Genomic DNA, 17,174 nt, shown 5'->3' on the forward strand with positions numbered 1-17,174 from the left:
GCCGATGACCTATCTACTCGCGGTCGATCAGGGCACGACCAGTACGCGCGCCATTCTCTATGACACGCGGGCCCAAGCCGTGGCCAGTGCGTCCCGCGAGCTGCAGCAGTTCTATCCCGGTGCCGGCTGGGTCGAGCACGACCCCGGTCAGCTCTGGCGTGACAGTCGCGACTGCGTACGCGAGGCGATGGCCAAGGCGGGCGTCGAGGCCAAGCAGGTGGCCGGCCTTGGTATCACCAACCAGCGCGAGACGGTCATCGTCTGGGATCGCGCCACTGGCGAGGCCATCCACCCCGCCATCGTCTGGCAGGATCGCCGCACCACCGATTTCTGCAAGCAGCACCACAGCGCCGCCCGCGATGGCTGGTTGCAGCAGAAGACGGGCCTGCTTCTGGACCCCTATTTTTCCGCGACCAAGGCGGCGTGGATTCTCGATCACGTCGAGGGCGCGCGCGCCCGCGCCGAGGCCGGCGAACTGGCCTTCGGCACGGTCGACAGCTGGCTGATCTACAAGCTCACCGGCGGCCGCGTGCACGCCACCGACGCGACCAACGCCTCGCGCACGCTGCTGTTCAATATCCGGCTGCAGCGCTGGGACGACGAATTGCTGGAATTCTTCCGCGTGCCGCGCGCGATGCTGCCCGACGTGCACGACAGCGCCCATGCTTTCGGCAGTACCGACAGCGCCCTCTTCGGCGGCCCTATCCCGGTGGCCGGCGTGGCCGGCGATCAGCAGGCAGCGACGGTCGGCCAGGCCTGCTTCGAGCCGGGCATGATCAAGTCCACCTACGGGACCGGCTGCTTCATGGTGCTGAATCTTGGCAGCGAGTTCGTGCGCTCCAAGAATCGCCTGCTGACCACGACGGCCTATCGTCTTAACGGGGAGGTGACCTACGGCTTGGAGGGCAGCATCTTCATTGCCGGGGCCGCGGTGCAGTGGCTGCGCGATGCCGCCCGGCTGATCCGTCACGCCGCGGATACCGAAGACATCGCGCGCTCGATTCCGGACACGGGCGGTGTCTACCTCGTACCCGCCTTCACCGGCTTGGGCGCGCCCTACTGGGATCCGGAGGCGCGCGGCGCCGTGCTGGGCCTGACCCGCGATACGGGTATGGCGCATATCGTGCGCGCGGCGCTGGAATCGGTCTGCTATCAGACGCGCGACCTCATCGGCGCCATGCGTGAGGATGCCTATGCGCCGAGTGAGCTCCGTGTCGACGGCGGCATGGTGGTAAACGATTGGGTGGTGCAGTTCCTGGCCGATATCCTTGGCATCCCGGTGGTGCGGCCCTCGGTCATCGAAACCACCGCCCTGGGTGCTGCCTTCCTCGCCGGTTTGCAGACGGGGGTGTACGACTCCCTCGACACCATTGCCCAGCTCTGGGAGTCGGACAAGCGGGTCAGCCCGGAGCGTCCGAAGGCCGACGCGGATCGTCTCTATGAGGGCTGGCAGCGCGCGGTCGAACGCGTACGCAGCGGCTAGGGCCTGCTAACCCTCAGTCGGTCGCGGCCCGCATACGGGCCGCGTCCTACTGATTTCCGGGGCCAACGCCACGACCGACTGCGTGTGAACAGGCCCTAGTGGCGATGGCGCGGCACTAGCCGCGCAGCAGCACCTCGCACTCGAGCATCAGGTCCGGGCGGCAGATGTCGCCCTGCAGCACCGTGCAGGCCCCGCTCGCCGGGCGCAGCGCCTTCACCGCCGCCAGATCCTTCGGCTCGCGCACATAGATGATGGTGCGCTCGGCCTGCCAGTCGGCGGGCGACTGCGCCAGCAATGCCTGCACGTTATCCCGCGTGGTGGCCGCCTGTGCCTGCGCGTCGCCCGGGAAGCGGCTGTCGTGCCCCACCACCGAGGCGGTCCCCGATACCAGCAGATCGCGCCAGGGGGTGCGCATGGCGCGCACGAAGCTGGGCGGCTGCGGCCCGTAGCGCCGTGGGTAGTCGAAGGCGCTGGTCTGGCGCGGATTCTCGATGGCCTCGCCGGCCGTGGTCGCGGCAAGAAAATGAATGGAACCGCCGCCGCCGCTGGGCCGGCCAATGGCAGTGGCGGCCGGAAACTCCATCGGCCCGCTGGTATGTTCCGCCAGGACGCGGGCCCGGCCTACGCAGAACTGCCGGTAGCGCTCGGCATCGTCAGCGCCACGGTGAATGTCGGCGAGGTAGATCCAGGTTCGCAACAGCCAGGGGTAGCCGTTCGCCTTGATGGCCTCCAGCAGGGCGGCGAAAGCCCCCTGCGCGGCCGCCGCCGGGTCGGCCCGCAGCCTGTCCTCGTCCAGGTAGACGCAGCCCATCGCAATATCGCGGTTGCCGCGCAGTGCCGCACCGGCGTGCTCGAAGCGCCGTACCGGATCGGGTGACAGCCACCACTCCTCTGCGGGGCCATCGAGCACCGGAAGACCTGAGCGCACGATTGCGCCTTGCGGGCGGTCGTCGATCGTTCCGTCGTGCACGACGTGCAGCAATAGGTGTGCCTGCGCATCGGCGTCGGCGGGTGCTGCCGTCAGCAGACGGTAGGGTCTGTCCATCAAATAGATACGGCGGCGGTACGCATCACTGCAGGAGGATGCGCACCGCCGCCGTTACCAGAATCAACCGAGCAGATCCTCGATGGCTGCGCGTTCTTCACGAAGCTCGTTTTCCGTCTCGGTCATGCGGCCGCGCGAGAAGTCGTCGATCGGCAGGTCCTGCACGATGCGGTAATCACCGTTCTCGCAGACCACCGGATAGGAGTAGACGATGCCCGGGGCAATGCCGTAGGAGCCATCGGAAGGCACCGCCATGCTGACCCACTTGCCCTTCGAACCCAGCGCCCAGTCGCGCATGTGGTCAATGGCCGAGGACGCGGCGGAAGCGGCCGAACTCGCGCCGCGCGCCTTGATGATGGCGGCACCGCGCTGCTGCACGGTGGGAATGAAATCGTTCTCGATCCAGGCCTGGTCGACCAGATTCTTGGCAGCCTTGCCGTCGACGGTGCAGTGCGACAGGTCCGGATACTGGGTGGCGCTGTGGTTGCCCCAGACGATCAGGTTGTTGACCTGATTGACATGGCTGCTGGTCTTGTTGGCCAGCTGCGCCTCGGCACGGTTGTGGTCCAGCCGGGTCATGGCCGTGATCTGGCGCGGGTCGATCTTGGGCGCATTCGAGGCCGTGATCAGCGCATTGGTATTGGCCGGGTTGCCGACCACCAGTACCTTGACGCTGGGCTTGGCGACATCGGAGAGCGCCTTGCCCTGCACCGAGAAGATCTTGGCATTGGCCTGCAGCAGGTCCTTGCGCTCCATGCCGGGGCCACGCGGACGTGCACCCACCAGCAGCGCGTAATCGATGTCGGCGAAGGCTTCGTTCGGGTCGGCGGAGGCGGTAATGCCATGCACCAGCGGGAAGGCGCAGTCATCGATCTCCATGACCGTGCCCTGCAGCTTCTCCAACGCATCGGGAATGTCGAGCAGCTGAAGAATGACCGGCTGGTCCTTGCCGAGCATGTCGCCGGCAGCAATGCGGAAGATAAGCGAATAAGCGATCTGGCCGGCGGCGCCGGTGATTGCGACACGTACGGGGTCAGCCATGGTTGTCATGCTCCCAAGATCCGTTGAATGGCTTTGTGCGCCGTTTTGGCGGGCCAATTATGCCCGAAGGTGCCCGATGGCCCATTTTGCGCGGTGTCAGCGGCATCAGCCCTCCGTGTGCAGGCGCAGCATGCGATCGGGAGGCACCTGCGTCACCCCACGCAGGGCCAGCCAGCCAAGCGCGCCGACCAGCGAGGCACCCAACAGCGGTCCGGCAAGCCACGGCCACAGCGAGGGGGTGTAGGGCATCTCGAAGACGCGCTGCGCCAGCTGCCACGACACCAGCTGGGCAATCCCGCTTGCAAGCAGGCCGGCAGTGGCGCCAAGGGTGCCGTATTCCATCAGCAGGGCACGTGCGATGAAGCGCCGGCGGGCCCCCAGGGTGCGCAGCAGTGCGACCTCGTGTTCGCGTTCACTGCGTGAGGTCTCGATCGCAGCCAGCAGTACCAGCAGGCCCGCTGCCAGGGCAAAGGCGAGCAGGAAGGCAATCGCTTCGACCACGCGATCGATGACCTGACGCACCTGTGCCAGCAGTGCGTCGATATCGATGGCGGTGATGTTGGGGAAGCGCTCCACCAACGCCCGCAGAAGACCGCTGTCCTGCTCCGGCACGAACAGGCTGGTCAGCCAGTTGGTGGCGACACGGTCGCCCGCCAGCACTTCGGGTGGCGCCAGCAGAAAGAAGTTGGGGCGGAAGCTGCCCCACTCCACTTCGCGCAGGTTGTGTACGGTGAAGGTCACATCGCGGTCGGCGAAGCGCAGCGTCAGCGTGTCCCCAATCTCCAGCGCCAGGCGCTCGACGGCGTAGTCGTCCGCGGATAGCAGCGCCTGGTCGTACTGCTCCTCGTTCCACCACTGCCCCTCGATCAAGCGGTTATCGCTGGGCAGTTGTGCACTCCAGGAGAGATTGAAGTCGCGGTTGATCCAGCGTCGCGTCTCCGGATCATCAAAATCGGCTGCGCTGACGGCTTCTCCGTTGAGGCCCACCAGGCGCCCACGCGCCATGGGCCAGAGTTGAATGTCCGGGTAACCGCGTTGCGCGAGAAAGTCCGTCAGCGCGGCGCGCTGGTCGCTCTGCACGTTGATGAGGAATACATTGGGTGTGCCCGCTGGCAGGCTGGTGCGCCACTGATCGAGCAGCTCCAGGCGCACGATGGCCATGAGCAGCAGCGCGAGCAGAACCAGGCCAAGGGAGGCGGCAAGGCCGCCGGCGCTGCGCCCGCGGCGGGCCAGATTGGCCAGCCCAAGCCGCCAGGCGGCACCCGCGGCGCCACTGCGGCGCAGTCCGCCCAGTGCACGCAGCATCAGGCGGGCGATCACGAACAGGGACACGGCCCCTACCGCTCCACCACCGATAACCACCGCGGTCAGCGTGACGCTCTTGGCCTGTACGGCGATCAGCGCCACCAGCGCCGCCACCGCCAGGCCGCGTACCAGCCAGACCGCTGCGCGCCGGTCGTCGACGGCGCGCTGGAAGACGCGCATTGGCGAGACATCGCGTACAGCCAGGACCGAGGGCATCGCAAAGCCGACCAGCAGCAGCGCGCCCAGACCGGCAGCGGTCAGTGCGGGTAGCACACCCGCGGCAGGGAGCGCGGCACCGAACAGGCTGCCGGCAATGGCGGCGATGGCTGCCTGACCGAGCCAGGCCAGCACCAGCCCGGTGACGATACCGATACCGCCGAGCAACAGCAGCAGACTGAACAGCGCGCGCCCGATGAAGGCGCGCGAGGCGCCCATCACGCGCAGCAGTGCCGCTTCGTCGCGCAGGCTGCGCCCGAAGTTGTCGGCGGCGATCATGGCCGCCGCGGCGGCCAGCAGCAGGGCGGCGACCACCGCCAGGTCGAGAAAGACATCAGCGCGGTCCAGCGCCGCCGCCAGCTCGCGTCGTGCCTCGGCGGGCGTCTGCATGTCGACGCCCTCTGCCCGCGCGCGCTCGGCCAGTGCCTGCAGCGCCGGTTGGGGGCCTGCCAGCTGCAGGCTGTAGCGCAGGCGCGCGCCGGGGCCAGTCAGACCGGAAGCGGCAAGATCGTCGCGATGCATCATCAAGCGGGGCCCGAGATCGCGAAAGCCACTGCCGCGATCCGGCTCGAAGGCGAGTACCCCGGCCACGCGCAACTCGATACGACCGACCTCGATACGCGCTCCGGGAGACAGGCCCAGTTCCGCCCACAGCCGATTGTCGACATAGGCTGTGCCAGCCTCGGGAGGTGTGGCGGGACCGGCCGCGCCGAAGGGACGATCCGCTGTCTGCAGCGCGCTGCGCAGCGGGTAGTGGTCATCCACTGCCTTGAGCGAGACCAGTGCGCTGCGATCGTCAGGCCCGAAGGCGACTGTGGGCATGGTCACGAAGGCGGCAGTGCGCAGACCTGCCGACTGGGCTGCCTCGCGCAGCGCATCGGGAATGGGGCGCGGCGCACGCAACACGGCATCGGCCCCTAGTGCCTCACCGCTCTCGGCTACCAAGGCGGCGCGCACGCGGTCCGAGAACAAGCCAACTGCGCCAGCGGCGGCCACGGCCACCGCCAGCGCAGCTACCAGCAGCCAGGCACCTCGGCTGCGCCAGCCGTGGCGGACTCGGCGCAACGCATAGCGCATCGGTGCGGCGAAAGCACTCATGAGCGCGCGCGCTGGGGCGTGGCGTCGCTGATCTGTCCGTCGGCGAGGTGCATGCGGCGGTGACAGCGGCCCGCCAGCTGATGATCGTGCGTCACCAGCACCAGCGTGGTGCCGTGCTCCTGGTTGAGTGCGAACAGCAGTTCGATTACGCGGGCCCCGGTGTCGGCGTCCAGACTGCCGGTGGGCTCATCGGCGAAGAGCACCGCTGGCTGGGTGACCCAGGCGCGGGCCAGCGCCACCCGCTGCTGCTCGCCGCCACTGAGTTGATGCGGGTAATGGCTGCAGCGCGCTGCCAGACCCACGCGCTCCAGGCTCTGGCGGGCGCGTTCGCGCGCGTCCTGCTGGCCGGCCAGCTCTGCCGGCAGCATGACGTTCTCCAGTGCGGTGAAGCCGGGAAGCAGATGAAAGGACTGGAAGACGAAACCGACCTTGCGCGCGCGCGCCATGGCGCGAGCCTCCTCGTCCATCTGGGTAATGTCGCGCCCATCGAGCAGCACGCGGCCGCTGGTGGGCGTGTCGAGGCCGGCGAGCAGCGCGAGGAGGGTCGTTTTGCCCGATCCGCTGGCACCAACGATGGACAAGGATTCGCCACGATCTACACGAAGGTTCACCCCGCGCAGAATGTCAAGAGGCGCGTTGCCGCTGGTTACGCGCTTGCAAAGGGATTCGGCGACAATCATTGGCGTCATGGCAAAGACTTTCTGGGTGCTCGGCGTTTTCGTTCTGTGGTTGCCGCTCGTGAGCGCAGCGGCCCCAAAACTCCTTGTGCTCGGTGATTCGCTGTCGGCGGCGTACGGTATCCCGCTGGAGTCGGGGTGGGTGCATCTGTTGCAGGAGCGTATACGCAGTCATGATCTGCCGCACACCGTCATCAACGCCAGTGTCAGTGGCGAGACCGCGCGCGGCGGACGCGAGCGGTTGCCCGAGCTGCTGGCGCGTCACGAGCCGAGCCTGGTCCTGATCGAGCTTGGCGGCAATGACGGCTTGCGCGGGCTGGCGCCGGGCACGCTTCGCGAGCATTTGTCCGCCATGGTGCGCATGGTGCAGCAAAGCGACGCGCAGCCGGTGCTGTTCGCAATGCGCATTCCATCCAACTATGGGCCTGCCTATACCGAGCGCTTTCGCCAGAGCTTCGAAACCGTCGCCGAAAGCCATGACGTTCCGTTGGTGCCTTTTCTGCTGACCCCCATCGCCGAAGACCGCTCCGCCTTCCTGGACGATGGCATCCACCCTTCTGCCGAGGCGCAACCGCGCATCCTCGACTTTGTCTGGCCCTATATCGAGCCGCTGCTGCACGCATCCAAACGCGCAGCCGTCCGTAATTAGGACCGGAAAGCAACAGGACACTTATGGACATCGCGGTTATAGGTTCGGGCATCACAGGCCTCTCGGCCGCCTACTGCCTCGGCAAGCAACATCAAGTCACCGTCTTCGAGGCGAGTCATCGCTTTGGTGGTCACAGCAACACGGTGACGGTGGATACCGCCGTCGGCGAGCAGGCCGTTGATACCGGCTTCATTGTCTGTAATCCGGTCAACTACCCGAACTTCTACAATCTGATGGGCGAGCTGCGCGTGCCGCTGCAGGACAGCGACATGTCGCTGGGCGTATCGGTGGAGCAGGGGCGTGTGGAATGGTCCGGCTCGGACAGCCTGCTGAGCGTCTTCGCCCAGCCGAGCTTGACCGTGTCCCCCACCCATATCGGCATGCTGCTGTCGGTGATTCGCTTCAATCGCCACGTCAAGCGGCTGCTGGCGGAAAACGCCCTGCCGGAGATCACGCTGGGTGATTTCCTGGAACAGCATCGTTATCCGATGGCCCTGCGTGTGCGCTACGTCGCAGCCATGGCCGGTCCAATCTGGAGCATGTCCACGGCCGGAGTGATGGATTTTCCCTTCCCGACCTTCGCGCGCTTCTTCCAGAGCCACGGCCTGCTCAATGTGGTCGATCGGCCGCAATGGATGACCGTGGCGGGCGGGTCGCAGCGCTATGTCGAACGCCTGCGCCAGCGCACAGCCGCCCGCTTCCACGCAGATGCACCGGTACAGCGCCTGCGCCGCGCCGATGATGGCGTCCACGTGCGCACACCCGAGGGTGAGCGGCGCTTCGATGCGGTGGTCTGCGCCACCCATAGTGATCAGGCGCTGGCCATGCTCGATCAGCCCTCGGCTGAAGAAAGGGAGGTCCTGGGTGCCGTGCCCTTCGCACGCAATCGCGCTGTACTGCACAGCGATACCAGCCTGATGCCGCGCCGACGTCGCGCCTGGTCGAGCTGGAACGCACTGCTCGATGCAGACGCACTCAACGATCAGCCCATTGCGGTCAGCTACTGGATGAATCGCCTGCAGAACCTGCGCGGCGACCAGCCCTACATCATGACGCTGAATCCACCGCGCGAGCCCGACCCGGCCACGGTGGTCTATCAGACCGAGTACACCCACCCTCAGTATCGTCCGGAAACGGTGGCAGCCCAGCAGCGACTGCCCACGATTCAGGGACGTGGCGGCATCTGGTGGGCGGGTGCCTGGACGGGTTACGGCTTCCATGAGGATGGTCTCAAGGCTGGGCTGCGCGCAGCGGCCGGCATCGATCCCCAGTGTGCACCGCACTGGGCGGAGGGGCTGTGAACGCGCAGCGCACACAGCGCGAGGAGGCGGTGCTGTACCGCGCGCGCGTGATCCATCGCCGGCGCGTGGAGCCCTTCTACCGTTTTGTCTACGCCATTTTCTATGTGCTGCTGGACATCGATCGGCTGGCGGACACCGCGCGCCGCCACCGCCTGTTCTCCTACAACCGCTTCAATCTGTTCAGCTTTCACGACCGCGATCATGGTGTTGCCCCGGGTGAACTGCGCGCCTGGGTGGACGCCACCCTGGCTCAGCGGGGCGTGCGCCTGCACGGCGGCCGGGTGCGCGTGCTGTGCATGCCGCGCATCCTCGGCTATGTCTTCAACCCGCTGAGCCTGTTCTATTGCGAAGACAACGACGGTGTGCTGCGCGCGGTCATCGCCGAAGTGCGCAACACCTTTGGCGAGCGGCACTGCTATGTGCTGGATGCCCAGGGGCAGGCGTTGCCCTGGGAGACACCGCAGCACGTCGCTAAAACCTTCCACGTGTCACCCTTTTTTGCGGTGGAAGGCGGCTATCGATTTCAACTGCGGGCGCCCGGCGAGGGTGTGCGCGTTGCCATCGGCGTTTACAACGCCGATGGCCCCTTACTCGACGCGGTCCTGAGCGGTCAGCGTCGTCCCTTCACGAGCCGCAGCATCGCGCTGGCGACGGCGCGCATGCCTTGGGCCACCCTGAAGGTTGTTGCCGCGATCCATTGGCAGGCCTTGAAGATCTGGTTGCGCGGCGCCCGTTATCACCCTAAACCTGAACCGCCGATACAGGAGTCTCACTAATGCCCCGTCATGAGTCGCGATCGCAAGACCGCCACGAAGAGCCGCTGATGCGCGTCCTCACCGAACCCATGCAGAGCGCTACCCAGCCGCTGACCCGGCTTACGCCAGGGCTACGCCTGCTGGTGTACATGCTGGGCGGCCTGCGCGTGGGCAGTCTGGACCTGACGCTACCCGACGGCTCAAGTCGCCATTTCGCCGGTAGCGAGGACGGCCCCCATGGCGTGTTGCACGTCAAGCGTGCGGACATCATCCGCCACGTACTGCGCGGCGGCGAAGTGGGCTTCGGTGAGGCCTACATGGCCGGCTGCTGGGATTCGCCGGATCTCACGTCACTGCTGCGCGTGCTCTACGTCAACGAGCCGCATTACAAGGGGCCGTACAGCAAGAACCCGCTCGGGCAGCTGGCGGGCTTCATCCAGCATCGTCTGCGCCTGCGGCAGTCCAAGGCGCGCGATAACATTGCGCACCACTACGACCTCGGCAATGCCTTCTATCGGCTCTGGCTGGACAACACGATGGCCTACTCCAGCGCCGTCTTCGCCGATGAGAACCAGACGCTGCGCGATGCGCAGATCAACAAGTTCCGCCACCTGGCCGAGCGACTCGAGCTGCAACCCGAGCACCACATGCTCGAGATCGGCTCGGGCTGGGGCGGCTTCGCGATCTGGTGTGCGCAGCAATATGGCTGCCGTGTCACCGGCTTGACCCTCTCCACCGAGCAGCTCGAGGAAGCCCGCGCCCGCGCCCGCGACGCCGGCGTGGAAGATCGCGTCCAGTTCCTGCTGCAGGACTATCGCGACCACACCGGGCACTATGACCGTCTGGTCTCCATCGAGATGTACGAGGCCGTGGGCGAGAATCACTGGAAGGGCTATCTCGACGCCATCCACAACCTGCTGGTGCCTGGCGGGCGCGCGGCTATCCAGGGCATCACCATTCATCCGGACATCTTCGACAGCTACCGGCGCAAGCGGGACTTCATCCAGAAGTACATCTTCCCCGGCGGCATGCTGTGCCCACCCGAGCGCTTCCGTGCCATCGCCGAATCCGCCGGCCTGCAGACTTCGGACGCCCGCTTCTACGGTGCCGACTACGCGCGCACGCTGGCCATCTGGCACCGCAATGTCGTGGCCTGCGCCAATGACATCGTCAAGACCTTTGACCAGCGCTTCCTGCGCATGTGGCGGTACTACCTGTCCTATTGCGAGTGCGGCTTCGAAACCGGCTCCATCGATCTGATGCAGCTCACTTTGACGCGTCCTGCCACCTAGGGCAGGTCGCTCAGGCGACGCGACGCGATGGCGGGGAGGGCTCGTCGTCGGTGTCGTGGTTCGCCGCCAGCAGCGCCTGCACGTCGCCGCGATCCAGCCGTTTCACCGGCTGGCCGTCGGTGGGTGACAGCGGCACCTGTCGGCGGCCCAGTTCCGAAAAGATGGCGACGTCCACGCCGACGTCGCCGGCCTGGAAGCTGAGCATGGGGATGTCGCGCGTGCGCCCGTCGGCGAAGCGGTAGCGACGTTCGCCCGTATCGAAATCGATGCCGCGCTCCATGCAGAAGATATCCAGGTCCTCGGGGGCGTCGGTAAAACAGTGCAGCTGCAGGCGATGCCCGGGATGGGCGGCGCCGGTGGCGGCCGCACCCACCATGCGCGGCGTGAAGGGCGCCAGCATCTCCATGGCCTGCAAGGCCGTGCGACGCAGGCGTTCCAGGTGCTTGGCGTAGGCGTGGCCACCGAACAGTTGCTGGTATTCCAGCACCGCCGCCTGGATGTCGGCATTGGAGGGCATCGCCGTGTGCAGACTCAGCCCCAGCCGCTTCGTGGCCTTCTGCTTGGCGAGGCGATAGTCGGTCAGCCGCTCCTCGCACAGGATGCGCGCGGCTTCTCGTACCAGGTCGTGACCTTCAAGGGCGGCTGATCGCTTCCCCATGGCTCGGCGCGCTCCATCAATGTGAAGAACTGCAAGTTACGTAGCTGCCACCACTGACGTCAATCGTGTTGTATCGACTCAGTACAGCGCATCCAGTGCCGAACTGTCGTCCCGTTTTTCCTGGCGTTGCGCTTCCATGCGCGGGATCAATTCCTCGGGCAGGGTTTCGAACACGACCTCGGTGGATTCGGGGTGGGCAAGGAGCCCGCTTTCGGGGTCGACACGCACATCGGTCAGCCCCGGTGGCCGCGCGGGAATGCTTTCTTCCACGCCGGCCAGCGCGGTGCGCATGAAGTCGATCCAGACCGGCAGCGCGGCTCGCGAACCGCCTTCGCCATAACCCAGCCGCTGGGGTTGGTCGTAGCCCATCCACACCGCAGTGGCCACCTCGCGCTGATAGCCGACAAACCAGGCATCGGCTTCTTCGTTCGTGGTGCCGGTCTTGCCGGCGATGTCGCGACGGCCGAGTTCGCTGCCGGCGCGGGCGCCGGTGCCGCGTCGCGCCACGTCCCGCATCATGTCCGACAGCATCCAGGCGACGCGAGCATTGACCGTGCGCGGACTGCACGCGGCGTCCGCATCGCCTTCCGCCGCAATCGGCTCTGGCATGGGGGCAGGCTCCAGCGGGGCTTCCGAACGTGGGGTTTCGGGCACGTCATCGGCCCCCATCTCCGGGAGCGGCGCCTCGACCAGGGTCTCGAAATGGGCGGGCTGCGGGTTCTCGCAGAGCGGCGGCGCTTCGGCAGTCTCCAGCGTCTCTCCGGCGGCCTCACGAATCTCGGCGATGAAGTACGGCGTCACCAGATGCCCGCCATTGGCGAAGACGGCAAAGGCGCGTGCCATTTCCAGCGGTGTGAAGACCGGGCTGCCGAGGGCAAGGGAGAGATTGTTCGGCATGCGTGCCTCGGGCAGGCCGAAACGGGTCGCGTAGTCGCGTCCGGTGTCCACGCCGATGGCGCGCAGCAGCTTGATCGACACGATGTTGCGCGAATGCACCAGCGCTTCGCGCAGGCGGGTCGGTCCGTAGAACTTGCCCGAGTAGTTGCGCGGCCGCCACTTGTCCTCAAGGGCGTAGTCCTCCATCACGATGGGCGCATCGATGATGACGGACGCCGGGGTATAGCCCTGATCGAGGGCTGCTGCATAGATGATGGGCTTCATGGCGCTGCCCGGCTGGCGCTCGGCCTGGGTGACGCGATTGAAGCGCCCGTTGAAGAAGTCATAGCCGCCGACCAGCGCGCGGATGGCCCCACTCTGCGGCGACAGGGCAACGAGCGCGGATTCGGCCTTGGGCTCCGCCGCGAGCTGCCAGTCGGGTCGGTGGTCCTCGGGTAGCGGCGCGGCACCCTCGTTGCCGGCGGCGTCACGCAGATAGACCAGCGCGCCGGGCTGCAGCCGCTGGCTGCCGAATTCTGCCCAGCTGTAGCTGTCCGCCGTCAGGCGCACGCTTTGGCCGTCTTCGAGAAACAGCGCCATGCCCTCGCCGTCATGGCGACGCACGACGGCGCGGACCAGGCCGGCGAGCGGCGCGAACTCTCGGATAGCAGCCACCGCCGCCTGCGGCAGCGCATCGCCGTTCATCTCGGCGCGCACATCCTCGGGCAATCGTGGGCGATCGACGCTGTAGCCGGTACGCGCGCTGTGCTGGCGCAGGTTGCTGCGCACGGCCTTCACCGCCGCAATCTGCTCGTTGCTGTCGATGGTGGTGACGACTTCATAACCGTCCTCGTAGACCGCTTCGCCGTAGCGCGCCACCATTTCCTGACGCACCATTTCGGCGACATAGTGCGCGTCGAGCTCGACGGTGTATTCCTCAGGCGTGACGAGAATCGCCTCCTCGCGCGCGGCCTCGTAGCGCCCCTGATCGATGAAGTCGAGGGCGAGCATCCGGCCCAGCACATAGTCGCGCCGCTCGCGGGCGCGATCCGGGTTGTTCGCCGGGTTGTCGCGCGATGGGGCCTTGGGCAGTCCGGCCAGCACCGCCATCTGCGACAGGCTCAGTTCCTCCACCGGTACGCCGAAATACACACGCGCGGCTGCGCCCACGCCATAGGCGCGCTCACCGAGATAGATCTTGTTGAGATAGCTCTCCATGATCTGCTGCTTGGTGAGCACCTCTTCCATGCGCAGCGCGAGGAAAATCTCGCGGATCTTGCGGTCGTAGGTGCGCTCGCGCGTCAGAAAATAGTTGCGCGCCAACTGCATGGTGATGGTGCTGCCGCCCTGGGAGCGTTCACCGGTCACCGCCAGATTCACGGCCGCGCGCAGAATGCCGCGCCAGTCCACGCCCGGGTGCGAGAAATAGCGCGCATCCTCGGCGGCGATGAAGGCATTGATGAGCTGTTCCGGCATCTCGTCGTAGGCCAGCGGGATACGTCGCTGCGTGCCGAATTCGCCGATGAGCTTGCCGTCCCGGGAGTAGATGCGCAGCGGGACCTGCAGTGGCAACTCGCGCACCGCTTCCACCGGCGGCAATTGCGGTTCGTAGACCGCGCGCGCCGTGAAGAACGCCGCGACCGTGAACAGCACGCCCGCGATCAGTACAAAGGCCAGTACCATGGCCAGACGCAGGGCGATGCGGGCAGAAAAAGACATGGGAGTCAGGGCTTCGCTGGCGGCTTCCGACCGGTGGACCTAGCCGAATGAGCCGGTTATCGGGCTTACATATCAGTGATTTGGGATGAACATCTAGTGTTGCATCCAGCTTTGCCCGCGTTATATTAACGAACACAGGCTGTCCAGGGCGTACGCCGTCATGTGCAGCGGGAGCAATCTGGGGCCACCATGGGCGTTTTATCGTCGCTGTTCAAGCGTAGGAGCCAGCCGCTCGTTGGCGTGGATGTCAGTGCGTCGGCGATCAAGCTGGTCGAGCTGTCCGGCGACTTCGACAATCCGGAAGTTGTTGCCTTCGCGGTGGAACCCGTGCCCGAGGGCGCGATCGTGGATCGTCAGATCAACGAGCCGGAAGCCCTGGCCGCAGCCCTTCGCCGTACCTTCCAGCGCGCGCACACGAAGACGCGGCGCGTTGCCATGGCAGTCCCCGGCGCCTCGGTGATATCCAAGGTCATCCCGATGCCTGCGGTGATGAATGAGTCGGACATGGAGGAGCAGATCGCCGTCGAAGCCGATCAATACATCCCCTATCCGATCTCGGAGGTCAGCCTAGACTTCGAAGTCATCGGCCCCAGCGCGTCGGACCCGGATGCCATGGACGTGCTGCTCGCCGCCTGTCGCCGTGATCAGGTCGACAACCTGACGCGAGTACTCGAACTGGCGGAACTGGTGCCGGCCGTGGTCGACGCCGAGCCTTTTGCGCTGGAAAACGCCTGCACCTTCCTGCGTGGCCAGATGCCGAATCACGGCAAGGACTGCACGGTGGCGGTGGCCGATATCGGCAACACCACGATGCAGATCAATGTCCTGCACAACGGCGACAGCATTTTTTCGAGAGAGCACAACATCGGCGGACGCATGCTCACCGAGGAGATCGCGCGCGCCTACGAAATGGACATCCCTGAGGCGGCCCGCGCCAAGAAGGAAGGCGGCCTGCCCGAGGATTATGAAACCACCATCCTGCAGCCCTTTCTGGATGAGCTCGCGGTGCAGATCGACCGCAGCTTCCAGATGTTCTTCTCGGGCGGTCAGGTCACCCACCAGATCGATCAGTTGCTGGTTGCTGGAGGCAGTGCCTACCTCAATGGCATGATCGAGCGCTTTGCGCTGCGGCTGCAGATTCCCGTCGAGCGCGCCCTGCCGCTGAGCACCATGAAGATGGCGCGTCAGCTGAAGAAGACGACCCTCGAGCAGAACGAGTGCGCACTGTTGCTGGCACTGGGTCTGGCCTCTCGCACTTTCGACGCGCCGCGCTAAGGATTCGCCGTGGGAACGCATATCAACCTTCTGGACTGGCGCGCGGCACGCCGTGAACGCCGGCTCCAGGACTTCAAACGCCAGATGGTGGCTGCCGCCGCCATCGGCGTTGCCATCGCGCTGCTGTGGTACATGCAGGCCAGCGGCGTGCGCGAGGACCAGGAGGCGCGCAACGATCTTCTGCGTTCCGAGATCAAGGCGCTGGATCAGAAGATCAAGGAGATCGCGGATCTCGAGAAGGTGCAGGACAATCTGCTCGCGCGCATGGAGGTCATCGAATCGCTGCAGGCCTCCCGTTCAGCCAGCGTGCATCTCTTCGATGAGCTGGTGGCAACGCTCCCAGAGGGCGTGCACCTGAATCGCGCCAATCAGAACGGGGAGCAGGTGCAGCTTGAGGGCGTCGCCGAATCCAATGCGCGCGTCTCGCAATACATGAAGAATCTCGAGGCCTCCCAGTGGTTCGAGAACCCGCGCCTGATCGTGATCCGCAGTCGCGACCAGGGTCGCCTGCGGCTGTCCGAGTTCACGCTGCAGGTGCGCGCCCTGCGCAAGCCGCCGGAAGAAGACGGCAAGGGAGGCGGCAATGGCAATTGATCTGCGTGCGCGCTTTCAGGAACTGCAGACGCTCGATGTGCAGAACCCCGGCGCCTGGCCGGACTGGGTGCGCGGTTTCACCGCCCTGCTGCTGGTCATCGCCCTCGTCGGCGGCAGCTACTGGTTCCTGATCAAGGAGCAGTACGAGCAGGCGGCACGCGCGGCACAGACGGAGCAGGAATTGCGTTCCAGCTTCGAGACGAAGCAGCGCCGCGCTGCTGCTCTCGACGACTATCGTGCGCGGCTCGAGGCCATGGAACGCGAGTTCGGCCAGATGCTGCGCCAGCTGCCTGGCCGCGCCGAAGTGGCCAATCTGCTCAATGACATCTCGCAGACGCGCAGCGCCAACAACCTCGAAGAAGAAATCTTCGAGCCGCAAAACGAGATCATCCGCGACTTCTACGCCGAACTGCCCAATCGCATCGTCGTGGTCGGGGCGTTCCACGATATCGCGCGCTTTGTCTCCGACATCGCCTCGCTGTCGCGCATTGTCACCGTCGAGGACATCACGCTGGCGCCGGTGGACGGCAAGAAGGTGGGCGAGGCGGAGGGGCGCGAACTGCGCATGTCGGCCACCGCCAAGACCTATCGTTACCTCGACGACGAGGAAGTGTCGCGCGGCAATCGGAGGCGGCGATGATGCACAGTTCCGTCACCGCTGCACTGCGCCTGACCGTGGGCGTCCTGTTCGCGCTGAGCCTTAGTGCCTGCGACGACGGACGCGACGATCTGCGCAGCTATATCGAGCGCATCAAGGCGCGCCCGGCGCAGCCGCTGGAGCCGCTGCCCGAGCCGAAGACCTACCAGCCCTACACCTATCGGGAGGCAGGACGGCGCAATCCCTTCATCCCGATCGAACCCGAACTCGGTGCGGGGAACCGCAACGACGACCTGCGCCCGGATCAGAGCCGGCCGCGTGAGCCACTGGAAGCCTTCCCCCTCGATGCCTTGCGCATGGTCGGGGTGGTCACCAAGGGCGGCGTACGCTATGCACTGATCCGCGATCCGGAAGGGGTCATCCATCGCGTTCCCGCTGGCGCCTACGCCGGTCAGAACTACGGCCGTGTCACGGCCATTACATCCACCGAAGTGCAGCTGGTCGAGATCGTCCCTGACGGTTTCGGTGGCTGGACCGAACGGCCCGCGACCATTCCGCTGGCCGAGTGAACGGAATTTGCAGGAGACCGTAG

The 17,174-nt window shown here is 66.0% G+C and carries 15 protein-coding genes; 9 read left to right on the top strand and 6 right to left on the bottom strand.

Annotated features, from left to right (window positions below):
• Positions 1-4: 4 nt before the first annotated feature.
• On the top strand, positions 5-1,483 hold the full coding sequence (gene glpK, locus ACOOFO_RS02270) for a glycerol kinase GlpK (protein ID WP_420428042.1): 1,479 nt from the start codon (positions 5-7) through the stop codon (positions 1,481-1,483).
• A gap of 115 nt (positions 1,484-1,598) precedes the next feature.
• Here the strand turns inward: glpK and ACOOFO_RS02275 are convergent, their stop codons facing one another.
• The 4 genes from ACOOFO_RS02275 to ACOOFO_RS02290 all read right to left on the bottom strand — a co-directional run bounded on the left by ACOOFO_RS02275 (position 1,599) and on the right by ACOOFO_RS02290 (position 6,877).
• The gene (locus tag ACOOFO_RS02275) at positions 1,599-2,528 is read right to left on the bottom strand and encodes a pteridine-dependent deoxygenase (protein ID WP_420428043.1); all 930 of its coding nucleotides are present in this window, start codon (positions 2,526-2,528) and stop codon (positions 1,599-1,601) included.
• A 63-nt stretch (positions 2,529-2,591) separates the two neighbouring features.
• A complete protein-coding gene (locus ACOOFO_RS02280) occupies positions 2,592-3,569 on the bottom strand; it encodes a malate dehydrogenase (RefSeq protein ID WP_420428044.1) in 978 nt (325 codons plus the stop codon).
• Between the two features lie 105 nt (positions 3,570-3,674).
• Positions 3,675-6,188 carry an ABC transporter permease gene (locus tag ACOOFO_RS02285; protein ID WP_420428045.1) on the bottom strand — a complete coding sequence of 838 codons (2,514 nt, stop codon included), beginning with the start codon at positions 6,186-6,188 and terminating at the stop codon, positions 3,675-3,677.
• Positions 6,185-6,877: an ABC transporter ATP-binding protein gene (locus ACOOFO_RS02290; protein WP_420428046.1), complete on the bottom strand. Its 693-nt coding sequence runs from the start codon at positions 6,875-6,877 to the stop codon at positions 6,185-6,187. The genes ACOOFO_RS02285 and ACOOFO_RS02290 overlap by 4 nt, the downstream gene beginning before the upstream one ends.
• On the opposite strand from ACOOFO_RS02290, the gene ACOOFO_RS02295 reads away from it, so the two are divergent.
• From ACOOFO_RS02295 to ACOOFO_RS02310, 4 genes are read left to right on the top strand one after another with little or no spacing between them, the layout of a single operon-like run.
• Positions 6,876-7,514 (top strand): arylesterase, encoded by a 639-nt coding sequence (locus ACOOFO_RS02295; protein WP_420428047.1) that lies wholly within the window; start codon positions 6,876-6,878, stop codon positions 7,512-7,514. The two genes, ACOOFO_RS02290 and ACOOFO_RS02295, sit on opposite strands and share 2 nt — an antisense overlap.
• A 23-nt stretch (positions 7,515-7,537) precedes the next feature.
• Complete coding sequence (locus tag ACOOFO_RS02300; protein ID WP_420428048.1) at positions 7,538-8,815, top strand: NAD(P)/FAD-dependent oxidoreductase; 1,278 nt, start codon at positions 7,538-7,540, stop codon at positions 8,813-8,815.
• Entirely contained in the window at positions 8,812-9,591 is a 780-nt protein-coding gene (locus tag ACOOFO_RS02305; protein WP_420428049.1) for a DUF1365 domain-containing protein, read from the top strand. Before ACOOFO_RS02300 ends, ACOOFO_RS02305 begins: the two co-directional genes overlap by 4 nt.
• Positions 9,592-9,638: 47 nt before the next feature.
• On the top strand, positions 9,639-10,862 hold the full coding sequence (locus ACOOFO_RS02310) for a class I SAM-dependent methyltransferase (RefSeq protein WP_420428050.1): 1,224 nt from the start codon (positions 9,639-9,641) through the stop codon (positions 10,860-10,862).
• 10 nt (positions 10,863-10,872) lie between these two features.
• On the opposite strand, the gene ACOOFO_RS02315 is transcribed toward ACOOFO_RS02310, so the two are convergent.
• Both ACOOFO_RS02315 and ACOOFO_RS02320 read right to left on the bottom strand, forming a co-directional pair.
• Positions 10,873-11,520: a hypothetical protein gene (locus ACOOFO_RS02315; RefSeq protein ID WP_420428051.1), complete on the bottom strand. Its 648-nt coding sequence runs from the start codon at positions 11,518-11,520 to the stop codon at positions 10,873-10,875.
• 78 nt (positions 11,521-11,598) lie between these two features.
• Positions 11,599-14,115: a penicillin-binding protein 1A gene (locus ACOOFO_RS02320; RefSeq protein WP_420428052.1), complete on the bottom strand. Its 2,517-nt coding sequence runs from the start codon at positions 14,113-14,115 to the stop codon at positions 11,599-11,601.
• A gap of 189 nt (positions 14,116-14,304) precedes the next feature.
• On the opposite strand from ACOOFO_RS02320, the gene pilM reads away from it, so the two are divergent.
• Genes pilM through ACOOFO_RS02340 form a run of 4 tightly spaced genes read left to right on the top strand, consistent with a single transcriptional unit; the run spans position 14,305 to position 17,151 of the window.
• Positions 14,305-15,390 (top strand): type IV pilus assembly protein PilM, encoded by a 1,086-nt coding sequence (gene pilM / locus ACOOFO_RS02325; protein ID WP_420428053.1) that lies wholly within the window; start codon positions 14,305-14,307, stop codon positions 15,388-15,390.
• Positions 15,391-15,399: 9 nt separating this feature from the next.
• Positions 15,400-15,984: a PilN domain-containing protein gene (locus ACOOFO_RS02330; protein ID WP_420428054.1), complete on the top strand. Its 585-nt coding sequence runs from the start codon at positions 15,400-15,402 to the stop codon at positions 15,982-15,984.
• Positions 15,974-16,624 carry a type 4a pilus biogenesis protein PilO gene (locus tag ACOOFO_RS02335; protein WP_420428055.1) on the top strand — a complete coding sequence of 217 codons (651 nt, stop codon included), beginning with the start codon at positions 15,974-15,976 and terminating at the stop codon, positions 16,622-16,624. The genes ACOOFO_RS02330 and ACOOFO_RS02335 overlap by 11 nt, the downstream gene beginning before the upstream one ends.
• Positions 16,621-17,151 (top strand): pilus assembly protein PilP, encoded by a 531-nt coding sequence (locus tag ACOOFO_RS02340; RefSeq protein WP_420428056.1) that lies wholly within the window; start codon positions 16,621-16,623, stop codon positions 17,149-17,151. Before ACOOFO_RS02335 ends, ACOOFO_RS02340 begins: the two co-directional genes overlap by 4 nt.
• The last annotated feature ends 23 nt before the right edge of the window (positions 17,152-17,174 follow it).

Origin of the sequence: Algiphilus sp. (assembly GCF_965216485.1) — a bacterium.
GTDB lineage: Bacteria > Pseudomonadota > Gammaproteobacteria > Nevskiales > Nevskiaceae > Algiphilus.